Source organism: Ruegeria sp. HKCCA4008 (assembly GCF_013033125.1).
In the GTDB taxonomy this organism is placed as follows: Bacteria; Pseudomonadota; Alphaproteobacteria; order Rhodobacterales; family Rhodobacteraceae; genus Ruegeria.
In genome coordinates this window covers 159,330-174,135 of the sequence record NZ_WQDM01000009.1, presented here as the reverse complement: position 1 = coordinate 174,135, position 14,806 = coordinate 159,330, and the positions used below count along the sequence as shown (strand labels likewise).

The window sequence follows — 14,806 nt, the reverse complement described above, 5'->3', positions numbered from 1 at the left end:
AAGCATACGACCGCACCTAAGTCTCAAATAGAAATGGTATTTTAAGTAGGTTTGCTTGAGAAGGCCGGAGTTCCATCATTTTTGGCAGTTCGACGACGCGCAATCTCCTGTCGAATTAGATCTATGTGCAAACGCGCATCATATGCTCCCTGGCGGTATGCGAGAGGCAGGTTCAGATTTGCAAGGGCGGTGTCCACGTCTTCGATATTTTTGGCGACCTCTTCTACTTCAGTTGAGGTCTGTGCCTTGCCGAGTTCCTCCTCAAGCGCAGCGATGCGCTGATAAAAACGCCAGACCCGGCGCTTTTGAAACCACACGTAACTGGACGGTACGATCCGCAGAAACGGTACTAAGAACAACAAAGGCAACAGCAATAACAATACGCTGCCAAACTGCGCAGCGATCCAATATGGCAGGACGCCATGCAAAAAGTTTGGCCCAGAGTTTATAAGTTCTGTGGCAATCTTGTTTAATGTTACAGGTGGCGAAGCCGTGTTTGGATACTCGCGCGCACTTTGCAAAATATTAGGTTCGCTATGAATGTTCTTTGCTGCATTTACTAACCTATCGGTCACTGCAGGGTGCAGATCGGATGCGGCGATAAGTGAAGCTCGCAATGCTAAGATCTTAACATCCTCTGGTGGTCTCGGAGGGTCGAGTGTGATTGATCCTGCCGGCACAGTTACCGAATTCGCTCCGGAAAGTTTCAATGCAAGGGCGTCGACCAAAGCCATAGGGACGAAAATGATCTCTGGATCAAAAATTGCATCCATAAGGTAAGGTGCATCGAGTGGAGCGACAAACAACGCTGCATCCGCTTCGTTGGCATACAATGCCTTTATCGCATCATGCCCCCCGACATCGACGAGGTCTATGCCGACATTTTGCAACCCAGCAGCCTCAATTAGCGCTAAAGCGGCGGCGCGAGTACCAGACGCCTGAGATCCTGCAGCTAAGCGTATGTCTCCCCATTCTCCTGCATTAGCTCCGACTGGACTGGACTTTCCGCGGAACACCACCATGGGTTCAAGAAAAATGGCACCCAGAGACTGTAAGCTTTCGTCCTGAGGGAGTTCGAGGCCGCCTTGTACAAATGCGGCATCCACTTCGCCAGAAACAAGTCTCTGAATATTCTCAACGGACCCTTCGGTTTCTACTAAAACTACCTGAATGCCGTCACGTGCAAGTTCTGCTTTGTAGAGTTGTCCAACTTGCCAATATCCCCCGCCGTTTATGCCAGCAGCTAGCTTAATACTGTTGGGCGGCTTCAAGCCAAAGATCAGGAAAACAAGCAAACCGACAAATATAAGCGGAAAGAGAATGAATAGAGCTAAGCGCATTTATTCTCACATTCAGATGATCGGAATCGATAATTCGTTCTCATTTGATAGCAATCTTTTTACCACCGAGAAACCGATCACAGTGAGTAGCACTCGAAAGTTCGAGTTCTTCGGTTCACGTATCCCGACATATTTAGTGGGTGCGCAAAAAACCAAGTGCGCTTGAAGGAGTTTGAAATCAAAAACTGGCTGTCGCAGCAAAGCGCAGAGCTTAAGCGCCACTATCAATCCAAATACTACTCGACCGGTGACCAATTCGTGCCTGGATCATAGGCAGAAATTTCAGCTGTAATACTGAGTGTCTCCGGGCCAAAATCTGCCTCGTAGACTATGCCGTTTTCGCCAACCAGAAAGGAATGGATGCCAGTTTCTCCATAGTCTGCCGGTATTGCCAGCAAGGCATGTCCTGCAACAAAGTGATCCCCGACAAAATAAGAGTAGGCACCCCCCGGAGCGTTAGGGCCCTGCTCTTGCAGGATTGTGTAATAATAGCCAAGAAACGGTTCGGCTTCATAGTCAACCTGACCGTCACTCCACCCCGAAGCTGCGGCGCGGGCAAGCGCTGCACCGACAAAGCTGTCTTTTCCAGGCCAGAAGAGTCCGTTTTGCTCTTCCGGATCTGAAATGATCGTCTGAGCGAATTCCATAACGCCATTCCCGTTATGATCCACAAGCCGGAAAGCTGCCTGCAGATCGACATAGGCCTCAAGCAATTCGATCACTTCCAACTCATTCAAACCTATTTCGCGGGCTGAAAGCTCTTCGATCCCTGCTTCCAGGTCAAAGCGCCAACCGTCATCTGTACGCAGAATTGGAATTGGAAAAGGCCAACTGTCTTCACCCAGGAGAAGTACAACCCCTTCATCCTCAGGCTGAAAGCGATACCCTTCAGCGTACATGCTTAGCACTTCCTGCCTTCTTTCTTGGTCTTCCGCCGGATCGCCCGTTCCCACCAAATCTTCGGCCTCAGGACCAAAAATTTCGAGCATCTTGCTCTGATCATTGGCCTTCAACGCACCAACAAAAGCATCCAGTGCGGATTGCGGGGTATCAAAGCTGGCTCCGCCAGAGAGGGCCGGGCTTGCAGTCCCGGCGAGCAACAAAATTGTCAATACTGATCTACGCACCTTACCGTCTCCGCTTGCCTTTAGCTGCATGTCCACGCTTGGATGCGCTTTGCGTTCTGCTACCGGACGCTTTTTTCTTCATCGCTTGCCCTTTGGATGCCTTGGGCTTGCCCTGCGCCGATACGGCCTTCTTCGCCAACGGCTTCTTCGCAGTCTGCGGTCTTTGTGCGACTGGCTTTTTCGTAGCATCTGGACGTTTGGTGCGATCAATAGCCTGTTGCTTTGCGGCGACCTTGTCCCGATTAGCGTTGCCACGGTTCACCAAAGCGCCGCCTGCTACAGCCCCTGCACCGACCGCAGCCGCGGCCGCCCCGCGGTCCCTGCTAATATCTGCAGCACCAGATTCTCGGCTCAACTTTGCACGCAGCTCATCGGTGCGACCGTCAGGACGGTTAACCGGCAAGTCGCCACGGCCACCTTCAGGTCTTTTGTGGTCCGCTATTTTGTTCCGGGCCTCCTGTTGCCGGTCAGGATCGGGATTCCATCCGATATTCGTTCGGTCACCGAAATCTATATCATTGCCAATATTGACGTTGCCATCTACGTCAATATCGATGTCTGGATTTCTATAAATTGGACCACCGCCCCAGCCACCACAATTTCGGCACCCCCAATAGTCGTACCAATCATCGTCGTCGTCAAAAATCTCGTCGATCAGGGCAACAGTGCCAAAAGTCAGTAATGCGGCGCCCACAACATCCCCGGGTGACGGGCCAGTATAAACTGTCTCGGGATTGTATTGTGGGACGTATACTGTTTCGGGCTCTGTCGGTGTAATTATCACTGTGTCGTCGTCAGATACTTCGACAGTTTGCTCGGGCCCCGAGATAAGAGCGCCGCTGTCAATTGCCTGATCCCGCATGACCTGCACCGCATCCAACACATCATCGGACTGTGCCAACATGGCTGTACCGACTGTCTCGGTCCAGTCAATATGGGTGGCCATCTGACCAACAATTTCCGGGAATGCCGTCGCCAACACACTGACGGAAGGATCCCATCCCATTGCTTCGATTTCCAGCCCAAGCTCAACAGGGTCGCGATCGGCGTTGTCCAGCAGATACCGTTCAGCCTTAACAATTTCCAACGGCTGGGTGGCCGCGACAAATATCTGTATGAGAAGCGTGTCGGGATAAAGAGCAACCGGGGCGACCAATGTCTGCAACTCAGCGTCAGTTAGCAGGCTGGACGAGGTCGCCGAGATATCATCTTTTGCCGCTACATCTTCGGACGACTCTTGCGCTAACGCGGAAGTAGATACGCAAATACCGAATGCAATTAATAGAAACCTAAACATATTGCGATCCTTCGATTTCTTGAAGGATCACCTAAGACTGCGATTCTGGCAACCAATCAGTCAAATAGACGGTTGTGGGATATTTATCGGCCCCCAGCCAAGTTTGAGCGAGTGTCGGCCTTGGGCTCGAATTGGACATTTGACACAAATACCTCGAATGACAGCTTTGCGAACAAAGCGGGCGTTCGCTGCGGACGCGAGAACTTGATTTGGCAGAACTAGCAGTCTGCGGGACGGCTGTTACGGTACGTGTCAGTTCAAATGTCATTGAACGGCCCCGTAGAAAGTCGTTCCAAAACACACCGCTGCACCAAAGCTTTGCTTTGGTATATTTCTATCATTTTTTGTCAAAACTGGCGCAATTAGCTTTCTTAAACAACAGTCTCGCGGAATTCTGTTCTGCGTCGCCAAGCCCCTTCATCTGCAGTGTTGAAGAAATTACAAGTTTGTCGCGGGGTCATTAAAAAATTAGGCTATAAGCTAAGAGCAAGCATTTAAAAGTCATCGCTGTAAATCGTTAGGCAGCTCTTCACTCCACTTTCTTAGCTCATCGAGGAATCCAAGGGCTGTGCTGCCAAACTCGGTGATGGAATATTGAACCGAAACAGGGGAAGTATCCATCACTTGTCTTGCAACCAAACCCTGCTCCTCAAGTTGGCGTAATCTCTCAGCGATCATCTTCTTACTAGCCCCACCGATCATACGCGATAGATCGTTAAAACGCACGGGACCATCTTTGAGGTGCCACAAAATCGAGCCGGTCCATTTTCCGCCAATGATCCGCATACCTCTTTCGATTGCGCATGGCTCCAGACAAGCCTCCGAGACCTGTCGACGGCGTTTGGCGTCCTCTTCAATCCGCGCTCGCATTGTCATCCTTCCGCCCAGATAACTAGGTTACCAAAAGTATACTGGTTGATTTCTCATACCTATACTCTCAAATGCTCTCTGAACCCGGCGAAAGTCAAGGGTTCAGAGACTGCACAAATAGGATATGGACATGAGCAAAATCCTGATCGTGAATGGCACCCAGCCCTACGAATTCGCCCCCGGACAGTTGAATGCAAGCCTCCTTGAACGTGCACGGAATACGCTGACAGCAATGGGGCACGACGTGCGCGTGACCACTGTCGCTGATGGATATGACGCGAATGCAGAGGTCGACACGCACCTGTGGGCCGATACAGTCATCATGCAGTTCCCGGTGAGCTGGATGGGCGTTCCGTGGATTTTCAAGAAATACATCGATGAGGTGTACACGACCGGTATGGACGGCCGCTTGTGTGCAGGTGACGGCCGAACGACCGACGCGCCCAAAGTCAATTACGGTACCGGCGGCACGCTAAACGGTAAGAAATACATGCTGTCAGTTACCTTCAACGCCCCGAAAGAAGCGTTCGATGACGAGTCCGAGCCTTTCTTTGCGGGCGCCAGCGTCGACGACCTGCTAGCGCCGATGCACCTGAACGCAAAGTTCTTTGCCATGCAGCCCCTTACGACTTTTGCTGCATTCGATGTTATGAAGAACCCGGAAATCGAGGCCGATTTTGCTCGATTTGACGCACATCTGAAAACCACATTTGCGGAGGTTGAACATGTCCCAGCCTGATATTCACCTGTATACCGCAGGCACGATGAACGGCTACAAACCGGTCATTTTTCTGGAAGAGGCAGGTATCGCCTACGACCTGACCCATATCAACTTTTCCAAACACGAGCAGAAGGCGCCGGACTATTTAGCGCTTAATCCGAACGGAAAGATCCCAACGATTGAGGACCGTTCGGAAGGCCGCACGATCTTCGAATCCGGCGCGATCCTGTGGCATCTGGCCGAGAAATACGGAAAATTCCTGCCTTCGGACCCGGCCAAGCGGTCCGAGGTAATGCAGTGGATGCTGTTTCAGGTCGGTCACGTCGGGCCGATGATGGGTCAAGCGATGTATTTCCAGCACATCGCTGCGCCTAATGGCCATGAAGAGCCCTTTTCAATCCGTCGCTACGTGGACGAAAGCCGCCGGTTGATGGAGGTGATGAATACGCGTCTGGACGGGCGGGACTGGATCGCAGCGGACGAATACACCATTGCCGACATGATGCTGTACCCGTGGGCGCGTGCTTATGTCTGGGCACGGGTGGATGTGTCGGACCTACCGCATCTGAACGCCTGGTTCGACCGTATGGATGCGCGACCTGCCGTCCAGCGAGCGCTGACCATCCCCAAGGCTAACCCACAGTTCTGGGATGCTGACGCAGATTCCAGCGCCTTTGCCAAGGAAAACGCGGCGCGTTTTTCCGGCGACGTGAAAGGAACCTGAGCCGTGCAAGCTGCTCTGCCTATTCGCGTCGATATCGTGTCAGACGTTGTTTGTCCTTGGTGTGTGATCGGCTATCACCAACTTGCCAAAGCCGCGCGCGACACTCAGACCGAACTGGATATCCATTGGCATCCATTCGAGTTGAATCCGCAGATGGCCGAGGGTGGTGAGAACCTGCGCGAACACTTGGCATCGAAATACGGGACGACGTTGGAAGGGTCGATCAAGGCACGAGCCCGCCTGACCGAGATGGGCGCGGCACTGGGGTTCACGTTCAATTACGCCGATGACATGCGGATGTATAACACCTTCCGTGCGCATCAATTGATTGACTGGGCCACCGAGCAAGGCAACGGCCATGAAATGAAGCAGGCCCTTTTTTCGGCGTTCTTTACACGCCGCGAAAACGTCTCGGACATACAGGTTCTGGCAAATGCGGCTGCTGGCATCGGGCTGAACCGCGCGGATGCGTTGGACATGTTGCAAAGCCAAGATCGGGCCAATCACGTGCGCCAGAAAGAGCAATTCTGGATCAGCCGAGGAGTTCAGGGTGTGCCCGCAATGGTGTTCGACAAACGTCACCTTGTGACCGGCGCGCAGGGCGAGGAAAACTACGCCCGCATCCTGCTGCATCTACGAGACGACAGGGCCGCGTGACATCCGTGAATACCGGGCACTGCCAGCGCAATAAACCCACGATCGAACAGGTATTGCCTGGCATGCCATCGCTGAACAACCATTGTGGGGGTTGCATGACGAAAGTCTCCGCGACAACCTTCATCTTATAGTGAAACTCAATCTGGGTGGCCGCTTGTCGGCCACCACAGCCTTTCAACCCTGAAGAGTTCCCAATTTATGGCATTGCATGACCACCCCATGTGGCGAAAGCCCCAACATCACCAGGACCTTGACCATGCACATGATCATGTCCACTGGGCCGAGCTGTTCTACGACCTGATCCATGTCGTGACGATCTTTCTGCTGGGCAATTACTTGTCGCATCATCTCGATCTGCATGGATTTCTTGTGTTCGCTGGTATCTTCATCACGCTCTGGTACGCGTGGGGCGAACTCAGCATATTCAACTCGATCTTCGTCAGCACCGATTTCTGGCACCGGCTGATTATGGCCGTGATGATCTGCACGGTGATGTTCATGGCAGCGGCGATCCCGGCTATTGACGGCAAGGGTTGGGTTTTCTTCGCGTTAGGATTTGCAGCGAACAGGGCCATGCTCGCGGCGCTGTACTATCGCGCCCGGCGGGCCAATTCATCTGGCGAGTCCATGTCGACGGCCCAGATCCGGAATTTTTCGGTTTTTGCGGTGATCTTTGCCATCACGGCATTTCTGCCAACACCCTTGGCCTATTGGGTGTTTGCTGCCGCAATGGTGGCCACGCAGGCGATGTACATGATCCCAGGCCTCACTGTATTGCGCTTCGAACGTTTCGTCCCGCGCCTTGGCCATATGGCGGAACGGTTTGCTCTGCTGACACTGATCGTTCTGGGCGAAGGGTTCTTCAAACTCGTCGTAACTTTGTCCGAGAAAGGCATCTACAAAGTCTCACTTGATGTGCTTGTTAATTTCGTCATCGGTGGCGTTTCGATGTTCGTCATGTGCTGGATTTATTTTGACTTTGTCGGCAACGCCAAGCCCAACGACAAGAAGGTGTCGACATTGGTCATCTGGTGGCTTGCGCATCTGATCTTGATGTTATGCGGCGTCATGGTAGGCGTGGCCCTAGCTGCCGAGGTCAAAGTCGGTTTTTGGGAGCCATACCCGACCGAATATGCCGCCATTGGCTGTTTCGGCCTTGCAGGATATATCGCCATGCTTTGGGTGCTCCAGAACGTTATTGAACACCGTCTTGCATCGGACTTTGGGCGCTGGGATGTGCGGGTATTTGGGATCGTTCTGGCTATTGCCTGTTTCTTTATCGTCCCCCATGTTCCCTCGTTGGTTGGCAATCTGATCTGGGGCACAGCCTTGCTATCGCAAATCGCGATCCCCCTGACGCGCGCCTGGACGCAGTTTCGGCATGAGTGAGGCAGTTACAAAGTCGGGCTATCTAAAAAGGAAAGTCTATTGGTGGCTCGAGCGCCCGGACAGGGCGGCCACCGGTCCATGGTTGCTTGAAATAGCTCTAATTGCCCTCATCACACTGAACGTGGCCGCCGTTATCCTGGAGACGGTCGACTCCATATATACCCGTTGGGGCCTAGCGCTGAACCTCTTTGAGGGTTTTTCTCTATTCGTATTCGTGGTCGAATACGCGGCAAGGCTGTGGGTCGCCACCGAAAATCCAAGTTACAAAACGCGCGCTGCCTGGGCCGTCTCCCCGATCGCCATCATCGATTTATTAGCGATTTTACCTGCGCTGCTCTATTTGATCTTCCCGGTTGATCTGCGTCTGTTGCGGACCTTCCGCATGTTGCGGCTCCTCAAACTCACGCGGTACTCGCCTGCACTCGGAATGCTGCTCGCTGTGTTTGAGGAAGAGGCCGGCGCCTTTTTTGCAGGTTTTTTCATCCTGATGGTGATGCTGATCTTTGCTGCCAGCGGTGCCTGGCTGGCAGAGCACGAGGCGCAACCGGAGGCATTCGGATCGATCCCAGCGGCGATGTGGTGGGCGATGGCAACGCTTACGACCGTTGGTTATGGCGACGTGACGCCCGTGACAGTTGCCGGTAAGATCTTCGGCGCTGCGATTACGGTGATTGGCATTGGGATGGCCGCATTGCCCGCAGGGATCATTGCCAGCGGCCTGAACGACCAGTTGCACCGCCGACGGGCCAGCCTGGAACGTGAATTTCGAAAGGCCCTGGAAGACGGCGATATCTGCGACGCGGACGAAGCCGTTATTGAAGCCGTTCGCAAGCAATTGGGTCTCTCGCGTCGCGCTGCCGATCATATCCGAAACCGCGTGCATGCTGAGACCATGTCACAGGCCGATCACTGCCCTACCTGCGGGCAAACTGTGCAAAAGGCCAAGCCCCAAGCGTGAGCAATTGGCCTGCCACGGATCAAGTGCCGAGCTCCCAACTGGATTACAGCAGATCTGTGAAAATGTGGGATTTCGAATAGAGTGTTTCGCGTGCTTGGGTGTTTCACCGCTGTCCTACGCGATCTGTGTTGTCGACGGCATCCACACAACTTGCTGTCGATTGCACGATGGAACAGAACAAGCTTTCTCAGGTTTTTGCGAGTTCAAGCCGGGGGCGAATGACCCAAGCCTGCTTTGGCTGCAATAGCCGCTTCTGTACCAACAGCCGTCCCTTGTTCCAGGGGCGCGACGTGTTGCGAAAACGGGAACTTGGTTTTTGAACATTGTGGAACCTACATCCATTCCCGTCCTTCCCAAAAATCGGCAAGGTGCCAATGGCTGTAGTCTGGTTGCTGCTCGCGTGCCTTCCCTTCGCGCAAAGTCGCCCATGATCGCTGAAATGAAAGCCAGAAGAGCTGCCGATCAGCTCGATTAATACTGGTACCACCTGAGGTGTCGTGACGCAGAACTTGCGGGGAAGCACATGCTGAAGCTTCAAAATGCAGCGGGAGCCGACCACTCTGAACTGCTGCTTGTTGCCTCTTTGTCATCTGTTCTTTTGTCTGAGGTCGTGGGGATTTACCTGCGGTTGAAGCGTATAGGCCGCCCTGTGACTTAAGAAAAACCGCAGAACCTAACCCATAAATCCACGCGGTGTTTGGTCACAGCTTTCCCATAGATCTGCATGCCACAGAGAACCCCAGGAACAAAGGGTCCTCTGACACAGTTGCTAAACACAAAAACAGTTTACTCCCAGCTTCCAGAAGTCGAGCGCCAAGTCTTGGCTTCGGCATCCCAAACACTGGCGCTGACGCATGGCGTCGGATTTATTCCCTCGCAATCGGATCCATGGACGTCCGCGATGACAATGCGTTGGCGCCCAAAGTCAACGACCGACCAGCCTTGGTTGAGCAAGGAATGCACCTCTTCGCTAATCCAAAAGTGCGACATGCATCCGCCGGTACTACAGTAAAGGGATGCGGCGCTCGAACACGCAAAACCAGACTCATTCAGAACCCAGTCGCGTTGTAGATCTCCGTCGAGATCGACCCTTTCAACCGCGCCCCAGGCTATGTCAAACTGACCGTCGTTGAACTCCGCGCAGGCTCGTGCCGCCAGATCAACCTTCGCCTGCAAACCGGGCGGAAGTTGCGATACATCAGCCGCGACAGCTGGTGAGGTCCAAACTAGTCCCGAAACAAGTACGATCCCGAAAACCAAATACTTCAGCTGGTGCACTATTGGGGAAGCTGGTTGGAAGGCGGCGTCAATTGCATTGATCATATCTGAAGTCCCCGTATTCCAGCCAGTTTTTCGCGCCTTCGTTAAAAATCAGAAATTCGGACCTGTCTTCCCCAAGCAGGGCGACGACAAATCCGGCGGGCGGCACAGAGTTTCCGAAGTAACTGTAGGCTGTCATGGCTCTGATCGACTCGCCGTTGACCGTTACTCGCGCGTCCCACTCCCCCTCTGGATTGTCCAGAATTACATATTCGATCTGGCGTTTTATCGCTCCGCCACCACAATAGACAATGCCTTCGGGTGCTTCGTAGGAACCCCCCTGGCGAGCACCTGAATCGCAGGCGGAACGAAGGGACCGAATTGCCGTGCCGGAACCCTTCAAGTCAAAGATTCCGTAGCTGACATCTTGATCAATCATCGACAGATTAACCGATGCATTGGCCGCAAGCTGGTCCAGTACAAAACCATAGTCCTCTTGACTATTGAAACTGACCTCGACGAGATAGTTTTCGACGATCTGCACGGCAGCGTTTTCTGCGCCAACCTGAAATGCCCCAACTTCGGTGGTGCCGTCCTTAAAGAAACGAATGGAAAGCCCCTGCTTCTGCACACTGTCCTGGCTGTCCTCGTATCCAGCCGGAGCAAAGCGAATACGGTCACACTGAAGTTCCAGCGTTATGTTTCCTGTCTGAATAAACGCATTGGGACTAGGCCCGGAACTGAACGACCACTCCGCCGATGCTGTGGTTGCCATTGCCATCATCAGCGCTCCAACGGAAATCGGCTTGAAATTCATTCTTTCTCTCTCCACGGCGTTGCATTTGGCTCTTTCTTTCAGCAGAGCTTCGAGCCCACCGCCCGGGCAACCAGATCAGGAAACAGGTGCGCCGTATTCGTTTGCGCCTTCTTGAGAAGGGCGCGTTAGCCACCAGATCATCAGGATGGACAGAACCAATTGAAGAATTGAGAAAACAACAATGCCGGTTGCGCCCAAGACTGCCGCAGGTCCTCGTAGTGTATCGGGGTTTTCCGTTCCTTGCTCCAATACCGAGAAGAACGCCACCCCACCCAGCATAACAAAAAGCGTTGTAATGCTAAGCGCCATCGGCAGCAGCAAGTACCAGCCAGGTCGCCCTGTATCATGCAGCCTCCGCCAACCGGCGGCTAGCATGGGAATAAGAACGGCCAGTTGGAAAACAGAGGACAAAACCCGAGATCCCTGCCCCGTTTCGGGATTGGTCCCGAATATGATCGTATCCAGCACAGCTAATACGGCACTCACGAGAACCACGAACAAGAAGAACCACCAGTATTCTGATCGTAAAGCCCGACCAGAGAACTGGAAGTATTTCGAAAAACACGTTTTTACTGCTTCAACGAATCCCATGTTTTTGTCCCTTCGTCGTTGCTTGGCGGCGTCAAAAACGCTTGGCCGCGTAGGGAACACTCGCTTTTGCGAAAATCCCCACATTCTTTTTGTTTGAAAGCAAAAGCCTTTCGCACGAAAGCCTAGAGAAATTTACGCGCGGAAAAAATATTGATTTATGAAAAATTAGATTCAAATATGAGAATTCGACGCAACTTTATTTTACCTCCGTTGTTGTCGCTGTCGCCCGATTTACCGGGCCCTTCCGACTGTCGGAGTGAGTGCTGGCAGTCGGAAGGCGTTTTCAATGATTGAGCGTTGGGAGAACGCGATGCTAAGACTCAAAATACTAGCTCTTCTTCCAACATTCGCTCCAGCTTTTTCCAGTGCGGTCACGCGTTGTTGGCAGTGCATGCGATCAACGCAATATTGTTCTGCCGGCCAAACCTTGAATGGCGAGTCTTTTGGGAACGGCAGTCACCAGTTCGAGGTATGCACTATTGGCCGCTTAGGCGCTGGAGCTTCAAAACGTCGCCTCTAATTCAATTGAGATCAAAGAACCCAGAGGGAGAAAAAAATGACCAACAAGATGGTGATGGTTGCAGGCACGACATGTTTCGCACTGCTTGCGGCCTGCGACGATACAGGTACATCAAGCGCGTCTGCCGAGCTCACGCCCGCTCAGCAAGCGTGTTTGCGAGACGTGGCCAATACAACGAACAATTCGCAAGTCGTTGTGCTGTCGTCTGCGTTTAGCGAGGCGGGAACCCAGGTCACTGTCGGCGTTGGCGAAGATCGTGCCCCATGGAACTGTATTGCTTACAGTGATGGCGCCACAGCCGGTATCGAGTTCCTGGGCGACGAAGGCGCATTGTGACCTGCTTGGTGCGTGGCTGAACACGGCCGCGCAGCACTGGCTCGCTCATCGGAAAGCTCGACTTGGTTTGTAGAATAGCCACTATCGTATTCGCGATCCTTTACCTGTTGGCGTTGATTGCGTTCATGACGGGTACATTTGGTTGGTTGGGGCAAGAAAAAGACCCTTTGTCCGGGGTGTTCCTTTTGCCGTTGGGATTGCCTTGGATACTTCTAGCGGACTTGGTCTCGGAGTCGACCAAACCGTGGTTGGCGGTGCTCGCACCGGTTTTCAACCTTTTAGCGCTGGTCTTGATTTGCAAATGGGTACGCAGTTTGCGGCAGTAGTGAACGCCGAACGCATTCTCACCAAAAGGGAGGAAAACATGGGAAAAGTGATCTTGGGTATCGTGATCGGGCTCGTCCTCGGCGTGGTTGGGGCGATGACCTTGGGTGGAGGTGCCGCGATGGGTGTTGGCGTTGCGACAGGCTTGTCCGCCGGTGTCTGCTCTACATTGAAAGGCGCACAAGCCGAGAATCTGATCACCGCCGAGCAAGCGGATCAGATCCTCAATCGCGTGAATTCCGAGATGGCATCACTGCAAGGAATTGAAACGACGGACGAGATCGTCGGCAGCGCACAGGCATGCGATGAGTTTCTGTCCAAGTTGCAGGAAGCGAAATGAAGTTCCGCTTTGTACAGAAGAACACTGTAAGGATTAGCCAACAGGGGACAATCTGATGAAACTCCGTTTACTGAACCTCCTCACACCCATGTTTGCAATTTCGGGCACAGCTGCTCTTGCAATGTCGGAAGCCGATGACGCGTGTATCGATCATTTACGGCAAGTTGGTGGGCCAGACGGTCAATCCGGTACGATTGAGAGCTCAGAGTTTTCCGAAGCTGGCACGCTGGTCATGCTACGTGACGCAGGTGGGACACTTTGGCGATGCATCGCGTACAAGGATGGAAGCATTGGAGAGATGTCGGTTGTCGAGGCGATGGATGATGGTGGTGGAGCTATGGCCGGCGCCGAAGGATCTACTGAAAGCCAACGCGTCAAATTTGATACTGGTTCAACTGGCGCCGAACTCGTTGGCCAACTCGCGCCCGGAGCGTCCGAGCAATATGTCCTTGGCGCCAAAAACGAACAGTTCCTTTACGTTCGCGTTGCTCCGCGAAATGGCTCCTTGGACTACGTTATTCGAAACCCCGATGGTTCTGAACTGTTGGGATTGATGTCGGCGGACAAGGAGTATCGAGGGCAGCTTTGGCAATCCGGTGATCATGTTGTCGAGGTCATCAACCGCGGCAACTCTTCCGTCGGCTACAACGTAATTTTCGGAATTGAATAGATGCTCGACGGAAAACCCTGGAACGGAAACTCAAATCAGCTAGGAAAAAACAGATGAAGTCCAAAGTCTTTTTGGTGATCGGTACAGTGTGTATTTCTGTACTCGCAGCATGCGACGAGAGTGGCGGTTCAGTGGATGCGAGTGCACCAACTGTGGGCAGCTCTAGCGATCTTTCGTCATTTGAAGGGGCCAGAGCGGGTCAGGCTGAAATGGGCATTCAAAGTCTTGGGTTTGAACTTATCCGAAGCGAAGGGCTGACCTCTTACTGGTTTAACAAAGATACCGGCGCATGTGCGCGGATCACGACATCTGAAGGAAGGTATTCAGATGTAACTATGCTGCCATCAGGCGACTGCTGACAATTTTCAACAATCCCAAATCTGAAAAAAGGAGCTCTAGTTTGCATTTCGATCTGGCACATGCGGCGGTCATCGTTGTCGCTTTGATTATCACAAACCTGGCATTGAAATCGGCCGGCGTGATCAACGAAGAAAACAAACACCAGTGGAATTGGAAAGTTGTTCTGGCCTACTTCGTGGTCGTCGTTATCATCAATCTGGTGTGGCCAATTTGAGGCTTCACGGCGGGACGCTAACCGCCACCAAAGATGTTTACGGTGAATGTGTCTCTCCGAGAGAATTCCGGCAGGAAAAGTGTGAGCATCACGGGCTGAACACAGAAAGGAACACGCATGCGGTTTTTGACGTCACTCATATTCATTGGTGTTCTGGCAACCGCTGCGACTTCTGACGTCACCAGCCGAAACGGTGGCCCTAGCAACAGCCAAATGCTTTCAAAAAGTGGCGACGGAGGGGTCGATGGCGTCGCTTTCTTCCGCCCAGTCTTAAGCGGTGTGTTGTATCGA

17 protein-coding genes are annotated in these 14,806 nt (G+C 52.9%); 10 read left to right on the top strand and 7 right to left on the bottom strand.

Translation table 11 applies throughout. From position 1 onward, the window contains the following. Window positions 1–41: 41 nt before the first annotated feature. The 4 genes from GOW60_RS18005 to GOW60_RS17990 all read right to left on the bottom strand — a co-directional run bounded on the left by GOW60_RS18005 (window position 42) and on the right by GOW60_RS17990 (window position 4,550). Window positions 42–1,340: a TAXI family TRAP transporter solute-binding subunit gene (locus GOW60_RS18005; RefSeq protein ID WP_171230351.1), complete on the bottom strand. Its 1,299-nt coding sequence runs from the start codon at window positions 1,338–1,340 to the stop codon at window positions 42–44. A 236-nt stretch (window positions 1,341–1,576) separates the two neighbouring features. After that, on the bottom strand, window positions 1,577–2,467 hold the full coding sequence (locus GOW60_RS18000; RefSeq protein ID WP_171230350.1) for a DUF2950 family protein: 891 nt from the start codon (window positions 2,465–2,467) through the stop codon (window positions 1,577–1,579). Window position 2,468: 1 nt separating this feature from the next. Further along, window positions 2,469–3,764, bottom strand: a complete 1,296-nt coding sequence (locus tag GOW60_RS17995) for a DUF3300 domain-containing protein (protein ID WP_171230349.1) — start codon at window positions 3,762–3,764, stop codon at window positions 2,469–2,471. A 501-nt stretch (window positions 3,765–4,265) separates the two neighbouring features. Then, window positions 4,266–4,550, bottom strand: coding sequence for a helix-turn-helix domain-containing protein (locus GOW60_RS17990; RefSeq protein WP_253286204.1), 285 nt, complete (start codon window positions 4,548–4,550; stop codon window positions 4,266–4,268). A gap of 214 nt (window positions 4,551–4,764) precedes the next feature. Between GOW60_RS17990 and GOW60_RS17985 the strand changes: the two genes are divergently transcribed. The 5 genes from GOW60_RS17985 to GOW60_RS17965 all read left to right on the top strand — a co-directional run bounded on the left by GOW60_RS17985 (window position 4,765) and on the right by GOW60_RS17965 (window position 9,083). After that, the gene (locus GOW60_RS17985) at window positions 4,765–5,373 is read left to right on the top strand and encodes an NAD(P)H-dependent oxidoreductase (protein ID WP_171230347.1); all 609 of its coding nucleotides are present in this window, start codon (window positions 4,765–4,767) and stop codon (window positions 5,371–5,373) included. Next, a complete protein-coding gene (locus GOW60_RS17980) occupies window positions 5,360–6,079 on the top strand; it encodes a glutathione S-transferase family protein (protein ID WP_171230346.1) in 720 nt (239 codons plus the stop codon). The genes GOW60_RS17985 and GOW60_RS17980 overlap by 14 nt, the downstream gene beginning before the upstream one ends. Window positions 6,080–6,082: 3 nt before the next feature. Then, window positions 6,083–6,736, top strand: coding sequence for a DsbA family oxidoreductase (locus GOW60_RS17975; RefSeq protein ID WP_371813382.1), 654 nt, complete (start codon window positions 6,083–6,085; stop codon window positions 6,734–6,736). Between the two features lie 198 nt (window positions 6,737–6,934). Beyond that, a complete protein-coding gene (locus GOW60_RS17970) occupies window positions 6,935–8,125 on the top strand; it encodes a low temperature requirement protein A (protein ID WP_171206319.1) in 1,191 nt (396 codons plus the stop codon). After that, on the top strand, window positions 8,118–9,083 hold the full coding sequence (locus GOW60_RS17965) for an ion transporter (protein WP_171230345.1): 966 nt from the start codon (window positions 8,118–8,120) through the stop codon (window positions 9,081–9,083). Before GOW60_RS17970 ends, GOW60_RS17965 begins: the two co-directional genes overlap by 8 nt. A gap of 786 nt (window positions 9,084–9,869) precedes the next feature. Here GOW60_RS17965 and GOW60_RS17960 read toward each other — a convergent pair. From GOW60_RS17960 to GOW60_RS17950, 3 genes are all read right to left on the bottom strand, one after another. Next, window positions 9,870–10,406, bottom strand: coding sequence for a hypothetical protein (locus GOW60_RS17960; protein WP_171230344.1), 537 nt, complete (start codon window positions 10,404–10,406; stop codon window positions 9,870–9,872). Then, entirely contained in the window at window positions 10,390–11,160 is a 771-nt protein-coding gene (locus tag GOW60_RS17955; RefSeq protein ID WP_171230343.1) for a hypothetical protein, read from the bottom strand. Before GOW60_RS17955 ends, GOW60_RS17960 begins: the two co-directional genes overlap by 17 nt. Before the next feature lie 75 nt (window positions 11,161–11,235). Then, window positions 11,236–11,751 (bottom strand): DUF805 domain-containing protein, encoded by a 516-nt coding sequence (locus tag GOW60_RS17950; RefSeq protein WP_171206323.1) that lies wholly within the window; start codon window positions 11,749–11,751, stop codon window positions 11,236–11,238. A gap of 556 nt (window positions 11,752–12,307) precedes the next feature. On the opposite strand from GOW60_RS17950, the gene GOW60_RS17945 reads away from it, so the two are divergent. The 5 genes from GOW60_RS17945 to GOW60_RS17925 all read left to right on the top strand — a co-directional run bounded on the left by GOW60_RS17945 (window position 12,308) and on the right by GOW60_RS17925 (window position 14,515). Further along, window positions 12,308–12,607, top strand: coding sequence for a hypothetical protein (locus tag GOW60_RS17945; RefSeq protein ID WP_152456658.1), 300 nt, complete (start codon window positions 12,308–12,310; stop codon window positions 12,605–12,607). 364 nt (window positions 12,608–12,971) lie between these two features. After that, a complete protein-coding gene (locus tag GOW60_RS17940) occupies window positions 12,972–13,271 on the top strand; it encodes a hypothetical protein (RefSeq protein ID WP_171230342.1) in 300 nt (99 codons plus the stop codon). A 55-nt stretch (window positions 13,272–13,326) separates the two neighbouring features. Next, entirely contained in the window at window positions 13,327–13,941 is a 615-nt protein-coding gene (locus GOW60_RS17935) for a hypothetical protein (protein WP_171230341.1), read from the top strand. Between the two features lie 53 nt (window positions 13,942–13,994). Next, window positions 13,995–14,300 (top strand): hypothetical protein, encoded by a 306-nt coding sequence (locus tag GOW60_RS17930; protein WP_171230340.1) that lies wholly within the window; start codon window positions 13,995–13,997, stop codon window positions 14,298–14,300. Between the two features lie 41 nt (window positions 14,301–14,341). Then, on the top strand, window positions 14,342–14,515 hold the full coding sequence (locus GOW60_RS17925; protein ID WP_170755412.1) for a hypothetical protein: 174 nt from the start codon (window positions 14,342–14,344) through the stop codon (window positions 14,513–14,515). The last annotated feature ends 291 nt before the right edge of the window (window positions 14,516–14,806 follow it).

What these genes read in the sequence shown, in the direction of transcription:
- GOW60_RS17930 (WP_171230340.1), top strand. Translation starts at nt 13,995, where the DNA reads ATGAAGTCCAAAGTCTTTTTGGTGATCGGTACAGTGTGTATTTCTGTA.
- GOW60_RS17950 (WP_171206323.1), bottom strand. Translation starts at nt 11,751, where the DNA reads ATGGGATTCGTTGAAGCAGTAAAAACGTGTTTTTCGAAATACTTCCAG.
- GOW60_RS17995 (WP_171230349.1), bottom strand. Translation starts at nt 3,764, where the DNA reads ATGTTTAGGTTTCTATTAATTGCATTCGGTATTTGCGTATCTACTTCC.
- GOW60_RS17980 (WP_171230346.1), top strand. Translation starts at nt 5,360, where the DNA reads ATGTCCCAGCCTGATATTCACCTGTATACCGCAGGCACGATGAACGGC.
- GOW60_RS17985 (WP_171230347.1), top strand. Translation starts at nt 4,765, where the DNA reads ATGAGCAAAATCCTGATCGTGAATGGCACCCAGCCCTACGAATTCGCC.
- GOW60_RS17965 (WP_171230345.1), top strand. Translation starts at nt 8,118, where the DNA reads ATGAGTGAGGCAGTTACAAAGTCGGGCTATCTAAAAAGGAAAGTCTAT.
- GOW60_RS17960 (WP_171230344.1), bottom strand. Translation starts at nt 10,406, where the DNA reads ATGATCAATGCAATTGACGCCGCCTTCCAACCAGCTTCCCCAATAGTG.
- GOW60_RS17955 (WP_171230343.1), bottom strand. Translation starts at nt 11,160, where the DNA reads ATGAATTTCAAGCCGATTTCCGTTGGAGCGCTGATGATGGCAATGGCA.
- GOW60_RS17970 (WP_171206319.1), top strand. Translation starts at nt 6,935, where the DNA reads ATGGCATTGCATGACCACCCCATGTGGCGAAAGCCCCAACATCACCAG.
- GOW60_RS17940 (WP_171230342.1), top strand. Translation starts at nt 12,972, where the DNA reads ATGGGAAAAGTGATCTTGGGTATCGTGATCGGGCTCGTCCTCGGCGTG.
- GOW60_RS17935 (WP_171230341.1), top strand. Translation starts at nt 13,327, where the DNA reads ATGAAACTCCGTTTACTGAACCTCCTCACACCCATGTTTGCAATTTCG.
- GOW60_RS17945 (WP_152456658.1), top strand. Translation starts at nt 12,308, where the DNA reads ATGACCAACAAGATGGTGATGGTTGCAGGCACGACATGTTTCGCACTG.
- GOW60_RS18005 (WP_171230351.1), bottom strand. Translation starts at nt 1,340, where the DNA reads ATGCGCTTAGCTCTATTCATTCTCTTTCCGCTTATATTTGTCGGTTTG.
- GOW60_RS17990 (WP_253286204.1), bottom strand. Translation starts at nt 4,550, where the DNA reads ATGCGGATCATTGGCGGAAAATGGACCGGCTCGATTTTGTGGCACCTC.